This window comes from Nonomuraea indica, assembly GCF_002850745.1.
GTDB lineage: Bacteria > Actinomycetota > Actinomycetes > Streptosporangiales > Streptosporangiaceae > Nonomuraea > Nonomuraea indica.
This window is the reverse complement of record NZ_KZ559475.1, coordinates 1-14,289: the sequence shown is the minus strand read 5'-3', so window position 1 is coordinate 14,289 and position 14,289 is coordinate 1. Positions and strand designations below refer to the sequence as shown.

Sequence of the window (14,289 nt, the reverse complement as noted above, 5' to 3'; positions counted from 1 at the left end):
TTGGTTCGCGGGGTCGTCGGGAAGGCGGCTTGCCACAGTTCACCGAATGTTGTTCTACTGGGGGCGGCGCCGACGGCTCGCACGTGAGGAGAGATCCATGACCGGAACCCCCCAGGGCCCCCTCGCCGGGGTGCGGGTGCTGGAGCTCGCCGGGCTCGCGCCGGGGCCGTTCGCGGGCATGATGCTCGCCGACCACGGCGCCGAGGTGCTGCGGGTGGACCGCGTCTCCGCCGTCTCCGACCGGCCGCGCACCGACGTGCTGGACCGCGGCAAGCGCACGGTCGGCCTCGACCTGAAGACGCCGGAGGGCGTGGCGGCCTTCAAGGAGCTGGCCGCGCACGCCGACGTGGTCATCGAGGTGTTCCGGCCGGGCGTCGCCGAGCGGCTCGGCATCGGGCCCGAGGACCTGCACGCGGCGAACCCGCGGCTGGTCTACGGCCGGATGACCGGATGGGGACAGGACGGCCCGCTGGCGGCGACCGCGGGGCACGACATCGACTACATCGCCGTCTCCGGCGTGCTGTCGCTGCTGGGCCGCGCGGGCGAGCCGCCGACGCCGCCGATCAACATCCTGGGCGACTTCGCCGGCGGCGGCCTCATGCTGGCCTACGGCGTGCTGCTCGCCCTGATCGAGCGGGAGCGGACCGGCCGCGGGCGGGTGATCGACGCGGCCATGGTCGACGGATCGGCCCTGCTGTTCGCGATGTTCGCGCACGGGGTGCAGAGCGGATTCTGGGGGCCACGCGGCACCAACCTGCTCGACACCGGCGCGCCGATGTACGACACCTACGAGACGGCCGACGGGCTCCACCTGGCGGTGGGCCCGCTGGAGCCGCAGTTCTGGGACGCGATGGTCTCCCGCATGGGGCTGAGCGACCTGCCCGACCGCGCCGACCGCGAGCAGTGGCCGGCGCTGCGGGCCCGCCTGGCGGAGGCGTTCCGGTCGCGGACGCGGGCCGAGTGGGAGGCGGTGTTCGAGGGCTCCGACGCGTGCGTCGCGCCCGTGCTGTCGATGACCGAGGCGGCGCGGCACCCGCACAACGTGGCGCGCGGCACGTTCGTCGAGGTCGGCGGCGTCACCCAGCCGCGCCCGGCGCCGCGCCTGCTCGGCGCGCCCGCCGCCGGGCTCGCCCCGGCCACCAGGCTGGACGACCTGTCCGCGTGGGGCCTGTCAGCCGAGGTCGCCGCCAAGCTCCGCGCCCAGGGCGTGCTGGCCTGACGCGGATCGCAGGAGCGACGGGTAGTCCTTCGGGCGGAACGAGTCGTGCAGGCGCGTCCCGCCGCCGCCGAACCTGCTCGCCGCCCGCGTGACGGCGGTGGGCAGGACGCCGAGCAGCCGCACCGCCTGCGCCAGCCCCCACAGGTCGAGCCGGGACCGCGGAACCAGGCGCCGGGCGGCGGCCAGCGCGAAGGCGCGGCTGCGCCGCACGTAGTCGCCGAGCTCCGCCTCGTAGGCGGGGAAGGCCCGCTCGTGGTCGCCGCCCGCCAGGGCCAGTTCGCCGGCCAGCACGTACGCGCCGACGACGGCCAGGCTGGTGCTGCCGCCGACGGCGGGCCCCGGGCAGTACCCGGCATCGCCGACCAGGCTCACCCGCCCGCGCGACCAGGTGTCCAGGCGGAGCTGGGTGATCGAGTCGAAGTAGAAGGCCTGGGCACGGTCGGCCTCGTCCAGCAGGCGGGCCGTCTCCCAGCCCAGACCGGCGAAGTGCTCGCGCAGCAGTTCCTTCTGCCGCGCCGTGTCGCGGTGGTGGTGGTCGAGCGGCTCCGGGGTCCTGAACAGGAACAGGGCCCGCGCGTCGGCCAGGCCGGCCGCGCCGTACGCGGCCACCAGCCGGTCGACGTCCAGCAGGCCCTCCATGCGGCCGTCGAGGCGCAGGTGGTTGGGCACGGAGGCGACGGCCAGGTAGGCGCCGATCCAGGTGGCGAAGCGGGACTCGGGGCCGAAGACGAGGCGGCGGACGTTCGAGTGCAGGCCGTCCGCGCCGATCACCAGGTCGTAGCCGCGGGTCCGCCCGCTGTCGAACCGTACCTCGCCGTCCTGTCCGATGGCGGCGACGGAGTCGGCGAAGACGTACTCGACGTCGTCGCGGGTGGCGTCGTAGAGGATCTCGCTGAGGTCGTCGCGCATGATCTCGACGTGCCGGTCGGAGATCGCCGCGACGATCCGGCGCGTCTCCAGTTCCACGGGGCGGGGGCGGCCCGGCACGAACATGGTCAGCCGGTCGGTGCCGGTCCGGCGGGCCGTGACGGGACCGAGCAGGCCCATCCGTTCGACGATGTCCATGGCGGGCCGGAAGAGGTCCACGGCGTGTCCGCCGGCCTTGCGCAGCGCGGGGGCGCGCTCCACCACCGTCACGTCGAAGCCGTACCGGACGAGCCAGTACGCGAGTGCGGGTCCGGCGACGCTGGCGCCGGAGATCAGTACGTGCATGCCTGCCTCCTTACTTAACGGATGGTAAGTCGGCGGCAGGCGCGACCACAAGGACTTACTTAACGATAGGTAAGGGATAACCTGTCGGCATGGCGAGGCAGAGTGACACCCGGGCGCGCATCCAGGCCGTGGCGCGCGAGCTGTTCGCGGCGCAGGGCGTGCGCGAGACCAGCCTGCGCCAGATCTCCGACCGCCTCGGCCTCACCAAGCCCGCGCTCTACTACCACTTCGCCTCACGCGAGGACCTGGTGCGCAGCATCGTCCAGCCGATGGTGGACGACCTGGAGCGGTTCGTCGCCGCGCGCGAGAAGACGCCGGCGCACGACGCGGCCGGGCGGCGGCTGCTGCTGGAGGACTACTTCGAGCTGATGTGGCGGCACCGGGAGGTGACCGTCATGGTGGTGCGCGACCTGTCGACGCTGGCCGATCTGGACCTGACGGAGCGGATGTTCGACTGGCGGCGGCGGCTCACCGCGTTGCTGTTCGGTCCCGAGATCTCGGCCGCCCAGCAGATCCGGGCGACGGTGGCGCTCGGCGGGATGTCCGACTGCACCGTCGAGTACGCCCACCTGCCGCTGGAGCAGGTCAAGGACACGGCGGTCGAGGCGGCGGCGGCCGCGCTCGGGCCGGCCACGACGCCCTGACGGCGGCACGCCGGTGCGCGGCCCGGAAGCGCGGCCCGGAAGCGCGGCCCGGAAACGCGGTGATCAGACGGCGACGTAGAGATCCACCCCGTCGGGGTGGTGCACCTCCAGGTCCGTGGTGAACGCCCGCGGCGGCGTGCCGCCCGACTCGGTGTGCTTCCACACCTGCTGCCACGCCTCCACGATCGCCTGCGGCATCGGGCCGCGGGCCGCCACCCGCAGGGCCTTGGCGGCGGGCACGCGCACGGCCACCATCCCCTCCGGCAGGCGCGGCGCCGTGCGCACGCCGATGCCCACGATCTGCGTGTAGGCGCCGTGGTGGTCGCTCTCGTAGTCGGTGAGCACCGCGTACAGGTGCTCGTCGATCCGTCCCGGCACGTGCGCGAACGCCCCGGGCGCCCCCGCCCGCTGCCACAGCGCCGGAAGCCTCGCCCGCGCGGGGTCCAGCTCGTCGACGTTCGTGGTGCGGACGACGAACCCGACGACGGTCAGTTCATCGCGGTCTGTGATCTCCACAGGCCCTCCATCCCCCTTGACTGTCCCGGCAGATCATAAGCCCCCGCCAAAAGGGGAAAACCCATGATGAACCTGTCACCACATAAGATGGACGAACGTGGAGTTTCTCAACGGCCTCCAGCCGCATCACGACCTGACCTACAGCGACGTCTTCATGGTCCCGTCGCGTTCCTCGGTCGGTTCCCGCCTGTCCGTCGACCTGTCGACGCGCGACGGCACGGGCACCACCATCCCCATCGTGGTGGCCAACATGACCGCCGTCGCCGGCCGCCGCATGGCCGAGACGGTGGCGCGTCGTGGCGGCATCGCCGTGATCCCCCAGGACATCCCCATCGACGTGGTCGCCGACGTGGTCAAGTGGGTGAAGGAACGCGACCTCATCCACGACACGCCGCTCACGCTCACGCCGCACGAGACCGTCGGCGAGGCGCTGCACCTGCTGCCCAAGCGCGCGCACGGCGCCGTCATCGTCGTCGACTGGGACAACCGGCCGGTCGGCGTGGTGACCGAGGCCGACTGCGAGGGCGTCGACATGTACACCCAGCTGTCGCAGGTGATGTCGAGCGAACTGCTGACGCTGCCCGCCGGGCTCGAACCGCGCGCGGCGTTCGACCGGCTGCACGAGGGCCGGCACCGGCTGGCGCCCATCGTGGACGCCGAGGGCCGCCTCGTGGGCATCCTCACCCGTACGGGGGCGCTGCGCGCCACGCTCTACCGGCCGGCGATCGACGCCGGCGGCAGGCTGCGCATCGCCGCCGCCGTGGGCGTCAACGGCGACGTCGCCGCCAAGGCCGAGGATCTGCTGGACGCCGGGATCGACTGCCTGGTCGTCGACACCGCCCACGGCCACCAGGACAAGATGATCAGCGCGCTGCGCGCCGTGAAGGCGCTCGACCCGTCGGTGCCGGTCGCGGCCGGCAACGTGGTGACGGCCGGGGGCGTGCGCGACCTGGTGGACGCCGGCGCCGACATCCTCAAGGTCGGCGTCGGGCCGGGCGCCATGTGCACCACGCGGATGATGACCGGCGTGGGCCGGCCGCAGTTCTCCGCCGTGCTGGAGTGCTCGGCCGAGGCCCGGCGGCTCGGCCGGCACGTGTGGGCCGACGGCGGCGTGCGCCACCCGCGCGACGTCGCCCTCGCGCTGGCGGCCGGCGCGGCCAACGTGATGATCGGCTCCTGGTTCGCCGGGACGTACGAGTCGCCCGGCGACACCCGCACCGACGCCGACGGCCGCCGCTACAAGGAGAACTTCGGCATGGCCTCGGCCCGCGCGGTCCGGCTGCGCACGGCCGAGGACAGCGCGTTCGAACGGGCCAGGAAGGCGCTGTTCGAGGAGGGCATCTCGACCTCGCGCATGTACCTCGACCCGCGCCGGCCGAGCGTGGAGGACCAGATCGACGCCATCGTGGCCGGCCTGCGGTCGGCGTGCACCTACGCCGGGGCCACCACCCTGGAGGAGTTCCACGACCGCGCCGTGATCGGCATCCAGGGCTCGTCCGGCTACGCCGAGGGCATGCCGCTGCACCAGAGCTGGTGAGGCCGCGCGGGCGGGACGGGTGACCCGTCCCGCCCGGCGGTCAGCCCGGCAGCCGGTACGTCCACAGGACGTCGCCGCCGGCCGCGTACCCGGTGATCTTCTCGCCCTGTTGGACGGGCCCCGGCCCCTGACCGCCGAAGAGGGCCACGCCCTGCCCCCACGGGTCCGGCGCGGCGTCGGCGGAGACCCTGCCGCCGCCCTTCAGGGTGATCACGACCCTGGCCGTGCCCCGCAGGGCGAAACCGTAGAAGGTCCGCTCCCCGGGAAGGAACACCTCGACCGGGCGCCCGGCCGTGAGCCTGGAGCTCAGCGTGGTGCCGGGCAGGGGCTGGGAGGCGCCGGGCTGCTGCTTGCCGTCCTTCCACCACTTGAGGCACGCGCCGGGATGGAGCCGGGCGGTGAGCCCGCCGGGCAGCGCATGACCGGCGGCCGCCGACTCGGTCGCGTCCCAGCACGCGCTGGGGTCCGTGGGGTGTACCTCCTCCAGCCGGCTGCCCCGTACGGTGAAGGCGTAGGCCGCCACGCGCTCGGAGCTCGGGTGGCGCACCAGCCACGCGGCGTTCGGCGCGCCCTCGGGCCGCACGATCGTGCCGGGGATGCGGCGGCCGTCCGCGGTCACGGCGTCGACCGACACCCAGCCGGCGCGGGCCGGGCCGAAGGCGATGGTGCTGCCGGGCAGCGGCAGGTGGCGGACGACCCTGTCGTAGGTGAACGAGTCGGGGCCCAGCTCGGCTTCGCCGCATCCCCGGTGCAGGTCGCCCTCGGGTGTGGCGCCGCCGCTGTGGCACAGCTCGCGCACCCGCCCACGGCGCTCCTCGAACCACAGGCGCACGGGGCCGCCCGTGAAGTCCTCCGTGCCGGGGACCGTGAAGGCCTCGCCGAGCCGCCTGCCGGGCGCCGCGTGCTCCTGCCACGAGGGGGGAATCCGCTTGCGCCAGAGCTCCTCACCCGCGGCGTCGAAGGCGGCCACCTGGCCGCCCATGCGGAAGAAGGACGCGTCCGGCAGCGTGGCGGCGTAGACCCCGAGGCGGAGACCCCACGGACGGGCGGTCGGCCGGACGACGATCGGGGCGCCCGCGACCGTCAGCTCGAACCTGGCGACGTCCTCGCGGGTGACGCCGTACAGCAGCGCCCCGTCCCGCGACGCCCGCACATCGACCGGTTCGGCGCCGAGAGCCTCCGGCAGGCGGTTGGCGGCGAGCGGGACGGCGCCCACCTCCAACCCGTGACGGAACCAGGAGATCTCGTCCCGCCCGTACAGCCGCGCCGTGATCCCGTCCGGCAGCTCGCGCGCCGCCCCCGTGGGCGCGCCCCGGTTCTTCGACCGCGCGACCCCGCCGGGAAGCACCGTCGACCGCCTGCCCCCCGCGTCGGCGACCTCCACCCGGGACACCCGCTCCCCCGCCGCGAGCTCCAGCGTCCACAGCACCACGTCCAGCCCCTTCGGCCGGTGCAGCCGCGCCGGCACCGTACGGCCTCCCTCCAGCACGGCCGTGGCCTGCGCCACGTTGGCGGTGGCCAGCCCGTAGTAGGCGTGGGCTGCCGCCGCGTCGGCGCGGGTGGTCCCCTCGTACCAGCCCAGGACCCCGCTGTGTCCGGAGTACCGCAGGGGATGGCAGTAGCCGTACGGCTCTTGCCGGCCGCGTTCGACGATCCGGCAGAACTCGGGCTGGCCCTGGTCGCCCCGCGCGAACCAGAGCCGCACAGCTCCACCGTGCGACGGCCCGTCCAGCGTGACCGTCTCCCCGGCCGGGGTCCGGTCGCGCATCAGCCGCCGGTAGAGCTCGTCCGGGTCGGCCGCGCTGTTCCGGCCGAGCCCCCCGCTCAGCAGGATCGGCACGAACACCGCCACCAGCGCCGCCGGAAGGGCGAGCAGCAGCCAGCGGGCGGGCGATCGGCGCCGCGTGCGCCGCTGGAGGCGCTGCCAGGCGTGCGGGCTCGCCTCGATGGTCTGGGCGCGTGCTTCGAGCGCGGCACGCAGCCGCCGTTCCAGGTCGTTCACGCGTCCTCCTCCTGCAGGGCCTTGCCCAGAGCCGCCAGGGCCCTGCTGGCATGGGTCTTCACCGAACCGGGCGAGATGCCCATGGCGTCGGCGATCTCGCGTTCGGACAGGTCCAGCCAGTAGCGCAGCACGACCGCCTCACGCTGGCGGCGCGGCAGCCGGTCCAGGGCGCGCAGCAGCTCCCGGTGCTCCTCGGCGACGATCACCGCGTGCTCGCTGCTGCGCACGTGCTCGGGCGGGTCGGGCCGGCGCAGCCGGACCAGCCTGAGGTGGCGCAGGCGGTTGCGGGCGAGATTGCAGACGGTCGCGCGCAGGTAGCCCAGAGCCGCCCCGTCGTCGCGTAACCGTCTCGTGTGCAGCCGGGCGAACGCCTCCTGAGCGATGTCCTCGGGATCGTCCGCCCCGAGCAGGCCCGCCAGCCGTACCAGGGGCTGGTACTGGGCTGCGAACAGCTCGGCGAACGACGGCCGCGCCATGGTCGCTGGTTCCATCACGCTACAGAGACACTCCAGGCGCGCGCGGGTTGACGGAAGCCCTCGATCGATCTTCGGGCTGACCGATGCGACGCCAGCCGCCCGCGGCGTGGATGCCGCCGTCGACGTGCACCGTCGTGCCGGTCACGAACCGCGCCAGGCACCGGCCGGCGCCGGTGACCACGGCGACGCGCCCGGTGAGCAGGATCCCGTCGGGAGAAAGGGCCGCCACGAACGACGGCCCTGTCCCGAACGCATAGAGTCGTCAGGTTCACAGTCATCGTCAACAGGAGCACTTCGTGGCACTCGAGAAGCCGGAAATCGACTTCCCGGAGGGCAACCCGCCCGCCGATCTGGAGATCGTCGACCTCGTGGTGGGTGACGGCCCGGAGGCCAAGCCCGGCCACCACGTCAGCGTTCACTACGTGGGCGTCGCGTTCTCCAGCGGGGAGGAGTTCGACGCGTCGTGGAACCGCGGCCAGGCGTTCGAGTTCCCGCTGGGCGGCGGCCGCGTCATCGCCGGCTGGGACCGCGGCGTCGCCGGCATGAAGGTCGGAGGCCGGCGCAAGCTGGTCATCCCGCCCCACCTCGGTTACGGCAACAGGGGCGCCGGGGCCGCCATCAAGCCCGGTGAGACGCTCATCTTCGTCGTCGACCTGCTGGGCGTCCGCTAGCGCCGGTCCGGGCGGGGTCCTCCGCGGCCCCGCCTTTCCCGCCCGAGCCGGCTCCAGGTGGGGAAATGTCGGCGTCTTGGGGCACCATAGGCGGTGTGCTACTGATCGAGGTCGTCCGGGTCTCCGAGGCGGTGACGCGCACTCCGGCCCGCCTGGGCAAGATCGGCCACCTGGCCGAGCTGCTCGGCCGGGTGGGCGCCGGCGAGGCGGAGATCGCCATCGCCTACCTCTCCGGTGACCTGCCACAGCGCCAGATCGGCGTCGGCTGGCGCACCCTTCAGGACCTGCCGCAGCCCAAGCTGGCCGCCACGGCCACGCTGACCGAGGTGGACGCGCGGCTGACCGCGATCAAAGCCGTCGCCGGGCAGGGCTCGCAGGCGGCGCGCCGGGCGCTGGTCGGCGAGCTGTTCGCCGGTCTGACCCGTCAGGAGCAGGCGTTCATGCTGCGGCTGCTCAGCGGCGAGCTCCGCCAGGGCGCGCTCGACGGGGTGATGATCGAGGCCGTCGCGAAGGCGTCAGGCGCGCCGGCGGCCGACGTGCGGCGGGCGCTGACGCTGCGCGGCTGGCTGCCCGCGGTGGGCGCCGCCGCGCTCGCGGGCGGGGTGACGGCACTGCGGGCGTTCACGCTGGAGGTGGGCCGGGCGGTCTCGCCCATGCTGGCCGGCAGCGCGCCCAACGTCGCCGCCGCGCTCGACAAGGCGGGCGTCCCCGCCGCGCTGGAGTGGAAGCTCGACGGCATCCGGGTGCAGGCGCACCGCGCGGGCGACACCGTCCGGGTCTTCACCCGCACCCTCGACGAGATCACCTCCCAGGTGCCGGAGCTGGTGGAGGCCGTGCTGGGCCTGCCCTCCGGCGATCTCGTCCTCGACGGCGAGGTGATCGCGCTGCGCCCCGACGGGCGGCCGCACCCGTTCCAGGTGACGGCGAGCCGGGTGAGCAGCAAGCTCGACGTGGCGCGGCTGCGGGAGCGGACACCTTTGAGCGTCTTCTTCTTCGACGCGCTGCGGGCCGGCGGGGCCGACCTGCTCGACCTGCCCTACGCGGAGCGGCAGCGGGTCCTCGGCGACACGGTCCCCCCGGAGCTGCTCACGCCGCGCCTGGTCACCGACGACGTGACCGAGGCGGAGAGGTTCTTCACCGACGTGGTCAAGGCAGGGCACGAGGGGCTGGTCGTCAAGTCGCTGTCCTCCCCTTACGCGGCGGGCCGCAGGGGGGCCGGCTGGGTGAAGGTCAAGCCGCGGCACACGCTCGACCTGGTCGTCCTGGCGGCCGAGTGGGGTCACGGGCGGCGCGAGGGCAAGCTGTCCAACCTCCACCTCGGCGCCCGCGACCCCGAGGGCGGCGGCTTCGTCATGCTGGGCAAGACGTTCAAGGGGCTGACGGACGAGCTGCTGGCCTGGCAGACCGAGCGGTTCCTGGAGCTGGCCGACGGGCCGACCGACGCGTGGACGGTCACGGTGCGGCCCGAGCTGGTGGTGGAGATCGCCTTCGACGGGGTGCAGCGCTCGCCGCGCTATCCGGGGGGCATGGCGCTGCGGTTCGCTCGCGTGCTGCGCTACCGGCCGGACAAGCGGGCCGAGGACGCCGACACGGTGGAGACCGTACGCTCGCTCATGCTGTGAACCCACCGGCCCTGCCACCTCGCCCGTGACCAACGGCAGGCGACCGTCATTGGTCCAGCCAGAGGACCAATTATCGGGTATTGGCTCTGTCATCAGGCCACTGTGCGGACAAGGATCGTGTCATGACCACACAACACGAAGCTTCGCGTCATCTTGCCGCGGTCTCGGTGGCTGAAGCCATCGACGCGCTCCCAGGGCCCTTCCAACAGCACAATCTGGCGATGGTGAACGACACCACTGTCGTTCGCCTGGCTCGGTTGGAGGGCGAGTTCCCGTGGCACTACCACGATGAGGACGAGCTGTTCTTGTGCTGGGACGGCAGCTTCGAGATCCACTTGGAGGGGCAGGACCCGGTGGTGCTGAGGGCGGGCGAACTGTTCGTCGTTCCGAGGGGAATGCGGCACCGTCCCGTTGCCGACAAGACCGCTCATGTCCTGCTCATCGAGCACCCGGACACCAAGCAGTACGGGAACTGACCCCCGGAGGTCGATGAGAACCCGAACCCGACGGGCATGATGCACATCAGGCCGTCACCTGCGCACCGAGACCCCGGCGGCTTCGCCCTGTCGGGGTCTTCTGACACCTGCCCGTCCCCATGAACAGCGCTTGGTCTGCGGAGGGAAGTACTGGCCGGCGAAGTCAGCCGGCGTGGCGCTTGATCGATGTGGCCGCCGGCATCGAGGTCATGGGTGGTGGATCGGCCGACTGTCACGCGGGTGGAACTCAGCGGTAGCGGGCGATCATGGGGCCGTACTTCTTGCCATAGGCGCGACCGACCGCGTAGACCGTCCTCGTTCCGGGCACCGCGCTCACCGCCGAGACGTCGACCTCGCGCCTGCGGTTCGCCCCCGTCATCGGCGGTAGCCCGGTCCGGTTGCCGTCGGGCGCGACCCGGACGGTCCCGATCAAGCCGCCATCCTCGGCCTCCCAGCCGACCACGATGACGCCGTCGGCGCCGTCGGAGCCGACCGCGCTGACCTCCTCCGAGTCCAGCATCCACGACCAGGCATTGCCGTCCCAATGCAGGATGATCGTGGTAATGCGTCTGCCGTCCTCGTAGTCGAATACCTTGCGGGTGCCGATCGCCCACACGTTGCCAGGACCGTGGACGACGACCTGGGTGAACATGATCGACGGGATGCTGCCGTCCGGCCGGCCCTCGTGGTTGATCTCCTTGCTCGGCGTGCGGTCCTCGGGCGTGGGGACCAGCTGCCATGACCGGCCGTCCCAGCGCATCGTCGCCGCCTGCGAGCCGGAATTCCCGTCCGCGAGCGGCTGGCTCGTGCCGCCGACCGCCCACACCTGGTCGGGCGCCGATGCCGACACCGATGTCGCCCAGGCGGGCAGGCGCATGACCGTCCAGGCCCGCCCGTCCCAGTGCGCGGCGTGATCTCCCACCACCAGCCACGCGTCGTCGGGCGCGAGGGCGGTGGCACCGGCCCGCTCACCCGGGTCGTAGTCCATGTCCGGTAGAGGAACCCGGCTCCAGCGCTCGCCGTCCCAGTGGTGCGCGGCCAGATCGGCGGCGGCGAAGATCCACGCGTCGCGAGGTCCGGTCGCCACCAGCGCGGGAAACCTCTCGTAATCTTTGGAGTCCCACGTCACCTCGGGCGCGGGGCGCTCTCGCCAATGCCGGCCGTCGAAGTGCAGGAGCACCAGTTGGCCGGTGCCTTCGGCCGGGCCGCCGAGCGCCCACACGTCGCGCGGACCGCTGGCCACGACCGCGTTCAGCCGGATTCCGCGCTGATCACCGACGTGCTCGAGCCGCCAGCCCCGGCCCCGGGCCGCACGGACTGGAGAGGGTTCGGGGGTTGCCGGGAAGACGCTGGAGAAGGCGGCGGTCGGTGCGGGTGCGCCTGGGGGTGGTGCGGCGGTGCACCCGGCGCCCAGGACGGCAACCGCGCAGAACGCGGCCAGGCGCTTGGCGCCCAGGGACCGACATGCTGGGGATGGGCGGTGACCTCGTGCAGAGGCTTTCCGCGACGCCGGCGCGCCGACCTCTGGGATGATCTTCATAGCTGACACCTACAACTCCTCCACGGCGTGCGCGCCGTCGTTCGTAAATTCGGTCATGGCCGCGATCACGGCACAGCGTCCGGACCGGCGGCAGGGGAACCGGGGTCTCCGCCTCACAGGCCGAGGATGCGTAGGAGCCTGTTGGGGAGGCTGTCGTCGATGGGGAGGCCGGTGACGAGCCGCCGGTAGAAGACGGCTCCGGCGAGGGCGTCCATGAACAGGTCGACGTCCGTGTCGGATGGCAGGTCGCCGCGGGCGATCCCGCGGCCGACCAGCGTGGCGCAGCTGGCCCGGCGTTCGGTGATGCGCCGCCGGTAAGTGGCGGCTGACGCCGCCTACAGCTCCGGCGCCTGCCCATGAAGCCGCACGCTTCCAGTCCCATGCGGCGGCGTCGCTCAAGGGTTGTTGGTGCCTCGCCCCGCTCCGCCGCGGCGGCATCGTCGCCTCCCGTCGCGACAGCAAAGAGGTGCTGTACGGCGGTGACGTCATGGGCGGAGGCCGGCGGTGACCGTCGTCACGATCGTTTCCAGCACCGCGTCGTCCACCGGCACGCGGTAGCCGAACACCGCGAAGAAGATCGGGCCGCTGACCAGCAGGTGGACAACTGCGGGGTCGATGGGACGAGCGATCTCCCCGCGAGCGGCGGCGCGGTCCAGGACCTTCGCGTAGAGCTCGCGTTCGGCGGCCAGGGGGCCCTGCTGGAACTTCTCTGTCAACTCCGCGCTCCGGGCCAGCTCTGCGATGACCGCCGGGCCTATCTGGCGGGCGGCGGGGGCGTTCATCCGCGCATGGACACGACGGGCGATCGCCAGCAGATCATCGTGCAGCGATCCGGTGTCGGCGGGGGGCGGTAGGTCGTCGTCGTGCACAGAGGCCGCGAAGGCCAACTCCACCTTCGAGGCATATCGCCGGTAGATGGCCGCCTTGCCTATCCCGGCGCGTGCCGCGACGGCATCGACGGTGAGCCGCTCGTAGCCCGTTTCGGCCAGCAACTGCCGCACCGCCTCCAAGACGAGGTGATCTATCCGCCTGTCACGAGGCCGCCCTTGCCGATGTGCTGACATGGAAGCAGTATATGGAACTACAGTATCGTAACTACAGTTCCGTATTTCTGGAGAAGCAGAGAGGGGCTCCCATGTCCGCACCGGCCGACAGGGCCCGGGCACTTCGAGGGCGCCGTGCCGAGCGCGGGTCCACACGCGAATCCATCCTCAATCGCTGGGTCCCCCGACTGGCGGTCGGCGCGGCCGCGCTGCACTTCGTCGTCGCCTTCACCGTCGCCGACTGGACCGGCATCGTCGGCCACGGCTTCGTCAACACGGTGGGTGACGACACTGTCCCGGACAACGCTCAACGCATGGCGACACTCTGGTTCCTCATGGCGGGAATCGGTTTCCTGGCCTTCGGCACGTTCGCCCGCTGGGCCGTCAAGGCGACCGGTCGTATGCCTGCCCAGATAGGCGGCTACCTGCTGCTGGCCGGCGTGCCGATGGCCATCATGCAGCCCGTGTCCGGTGGCGCACTTCTGACGGTCATCGGGATCCTCGCCCTGCTCGCCGCCAAGCACACCCCGCCCCTTGGCGAGCAGTGAGGGGCCACTCCACTGCGCCTGCGCCGTCGATCCCGTCGAACCCGTCGAACCTGTCGATCGCGGGACGCGCCGCATCGGCCCGAGCGCCGGTGAACGGCCAGGGTACCCATGATGGCGATGTTCGTCACAGTACGCGGGCGCGCACTCGGGGCCCTCGGCTTCAGGCTACACTTCCGCCGATCTCGAAAATCGATCATGAAAGACTCGTCAAGGGATGCGACATGAACGTTCGACGCGCCGGTGTCCTGGGCACCGCGCTGGTGGTCGCGGCGCTCGCCGCCCTGCCGATGACCGCCGCTCAGGCGACTGACCGGGCCCAGACATCGCATGGCGTGACCGCAGCGGACTCCTGCAGGTCGGCGGTGTCCGCGGGTCGGGCCTGGATGAGGCGGTACGCCGGCTCCGACCCGGGCTCCTCCCCCCGACGCCTCCGCGACGCGATCCAGGCACAAACCGACAGAATGTGGGACAGCTCGGCCAAGAGGGCAGGTTTGAAGATCGTGCGCCGTCTCAACAGGGAATGCTTCTAGCCGTATTGACCCGCAGCGTTGTTGACGCGGCTGATGGTGGTTGGCCGCCGAGTGCGGTGTGGCAGTGGTGGTTGTAGGTGTGCAGGACGTTGTGAGGGGCCGCCGCCCGGCGCAGGAAGGCAGCGCAGGTGGCGGCTTTCTCGTCCGGGTGGATCTCGCTGTAGGCGATGCGGGTGTGGTCGTCGACGGCCGAGGGCTGCGTCCACGGGAGTGGTGTAAGAGTTTGGCCTGGTGACAGGCGTGGTGTCGTGAG

General features: G+C 72.3%; 13 protein-coding genes and 2 pseudogenes. 7 read left to right on the top strand and 8 right to left on the bottom strand.

The features are described from left to right. Window positions 1-97 precede the first annotated feature (97 nt). A complete protein-coding gene (locus tag CXR44_RS24185) occupies window positions 98-1,219 on the top strand; it encodes a CaiB/BaiF CoA transferase family protein (RefSeq protein WP_101788414.1) in 1,122 nt (373 codons plus the stop codon). Here CXR44_RS24185 and CXR44_RS24180 read toward each other — a convergent pair. Beyond that, entirely contained in the window at window positions 1,172-2,431 is a 1,260-nt protein-coding gene (locus CXR44_RS24180) for an FAD-dependent monooxygenase (RefSeq protein WP_101788413.1), read from the bottom strand. The two genes, CXR44_RS24185 and CXR44_RS24180, sit on opposite strands and share 48 nt — an antisense overlap. A gap of 89 nt (window positions 2,432-2,520) precedes the next feature. Here CXR44_RS24180 and CXR44_RS24175 point away from each other — a divergent pair, with 89 nt between their 5' ends. Further along, a complete protein-coding gene (locus CXR44_RS24175) occupies window positions 2,521-3,075 on the top strand; it encodes a TetR/AcrR family transcriptional regulator (RefSeq protein ID WP_101788412.1) in 555 nt (184 codons plus the stop codon). A 63-nt stretch (window positions 3,076-3,138) separates the two neighbouring features. Here CXR44_RS24175 and CXR44_RS24170 read toward each other — a convergent pair whose 3' ends face one another. After that, a complete protein-coding gene (locus CXR44_RS24170) occupies window positions 3,139-3,591 on the bottom strand; it encodes a GyrI-like domain-containing protein (protein ID WP_101788411.1) in 453 nt (150 codons plus the stop codon). Window positions 3,592-3,688: 97 nt separating this feature from the next. On the opposite strand from CXR44_RS24170, the gene CXR44_RS24165 reads away from it, so the two are divergent. Then, a complete protein-coding gene (locus tag CXR44_RS24165) occupies window positions 3,689-5,128 on the top strand; it encodes a GuaB1 family IMP dehydrogenase-related protein (RefSeq protein WP_101788410.1) in 1,440 nt (479 codons plus the stop codon). Window positions 5,129-5,168: 40 nt separating this feature from the next. Here CXR44_RS24165 and CXR44_RS24160 read toward each other — a convergent pair whose 3' ends face one another. After that, window positions 5,169-7,130, bottom strand: coding sequence for a hypothetical protein (locus tag CXR44_RS24160; RefSeq protein WP_101788409.1), 1,962 nt, complete (start codon window positions 7,128-7,130; stop codon window positions 5,169-5,171). Next, a complete protein-coding gene (locus CXR44_RS24155; protein WP_101788659.1) occupies window positions 7,127-7,621 on the bottom strand; it encodes a sigma-70 family RNA polymerase sigma factor in 495 nt (164 codons plus the stop codon). Before CXR44_RS24155 ends, CXR44_RS24160 begins: the two co-directional genes overlap by 4 nt. Window positions 7,622-7,902: 281 nt before the next feature. On the opposite strand from CXR44_RS24155, the gene CXR44_RS24145 reads away from it, so the two are divergent. The 3 genes from CXR44_RS24145 to CXR44_RS24135 all read left to right on the top strand — a co-directional run bounded on the left by CXR44_RS24145 (window position 7,903) and on the right by CXR44_RS24135 (window position 10,375). Then, window positions 7,903-8,277 carry an FKBP-type peptidyl-prolyl cis-trans isomerase gene (locus CXR44_RS24145; RefSeq protein WP_101788407.1) on the top strand — a complete coding sequence of 125 codons (375 nt, stop codon included), beginning with the start codon at window positions 7,903-7,905 and terminating at the stop codon, window positions 8,275-8,277. Window positions 8,278-8,372: 95 nt separating this feature from the next. After that, entirely contained in the window at window positions 8,373-9,899 is a 1,527-nt protein-coding gene (locus CXR44_RS24140; RefSeq protein WP_101788406.1) for an ATP-dependent DNA ligase, read from the top strand. Between the two features lie 122 nt (window positions 9,900-10,021). Continuing rightward, the gene (locus CXR44_RS24135; protein ID WP_101788405.1) at window positions 10,022-10,375 is read left to right on the top strand and encodes a cupin domain-containing protein; all 354 of its coding nucleotides are present in this window, start codon (window positions 10,022-10,024) and stop codon (window positions 10,373-10,375) included. Between the two features lie 247 nt (window positions 10,376-10,622). Here the strand turns inward: CXR44_RS24135 and CXR44_RS24130 are convergent, their stop codons facing one another. From CXR44_RS24130 to CXR44_RS24120, 3 genes and pseudogenes are all read right to left on the bottom strand, one after another. Next, window positions 10,623-11,618 (bottom strand): hypothetical protein, encoded by a 996-nt coding sequence (locus tag CXR44_RS24130; RefSeq protein WP_101788404.1) that lies wholly within the window; start codon window positions 11,616-11,618, stop codon window positions 10,623-10,625. Window positions 11,619-12,028: 410 nt separating this feature from the next. Next, window positions 12,029-12,232, bottom strand: a pseudogene (locus CXR44_RS24125) (TetR-like C-terminal domain-containing protein); the annotation flags it as partial. Window positions 12,233-12,400: 168 nt separating this feature from the next. Continuing rightward, entirely contained in the window at window positions 12,401-12,916 is a 516-nt protein-coding gene (locus CXR44_RS24120; RefSeq protein ID WP_219601975.1) for a TetR/AcrR family transcriptional regulator, read from the bottom strand. Between the two features lie 74 nt (window positions 12,917-12,990). On the opposite strand from CXR44_RS24120, the gene CXR44_RS24115 reads away from it, so the two are divergent. Further along, window positions 12,991-13,506 carry a DUF6463 family protein gene (locus CXR44_RS24115; protein WP_144070064.1) on the top strand — a complete coding sequence of 172 codons (516 nt, stop codon included), beginning with the start codon at window positions 12,991-12,993 and terminating at the stop codon, window positions 13,504-13,506. Between the two features lie 526 nt (window positions 13,507-14,032). Here CXR44_RS24115 and CXR44_RS24105 read toward each other — a convergent pair. Next, window positions 14,033-14,289, bottom strand: a pseudogene (locus CXR44_RS24105) (hypothetical protein); the annotation flags it as partial.

Bases quoted from the DNA above. Each gene is read 5' to 3' on its own strand.
- CXR44_RS24185 (WP_101788414.1), top strand. From the start codon at position 98: ATGACCGGAACCCCCCAGGGCCCCCTCGCCGGGGTGCGGGTGCTGGAG.
- CXR44_RS24180 (WP_101788413.1), bottom strand. From the start codon at position 2,431: ATGCACGTACTGATCTCCGGCGCCAGCGTCGCCGGACCCGCACTCGCG.
- CXR44_RS24175 (WP_101788412.1), top strand. From the start codon at position 2,521: ATGGCGAGGCAGAGTGACACCCGGGCGCGCATCCAGGCCGTGGCGCGC.
- CXR44_RS24155 (WP_101788659.1), bottom strand. From the start codon at position 7,621: ATGGAACCAGCGACCATGGCGCGGCCGTCGTTCGCCGAGCTGTTCGCA.
- CXR44_RS24135 (WP_101788405.1), top strand. From the start codon at position 10,022: ATGACCACACAACACGAAGCTTCGCGTCATCTTGCCGCGGTCTCGGTG.
- CXR44_RS24115 (WP_144070064.1), top strand. From the start codon at position 12,991: ATGGAACTACAGTATCGTAACTACAGTTCCGTATTTCTGGAGAAGCAG.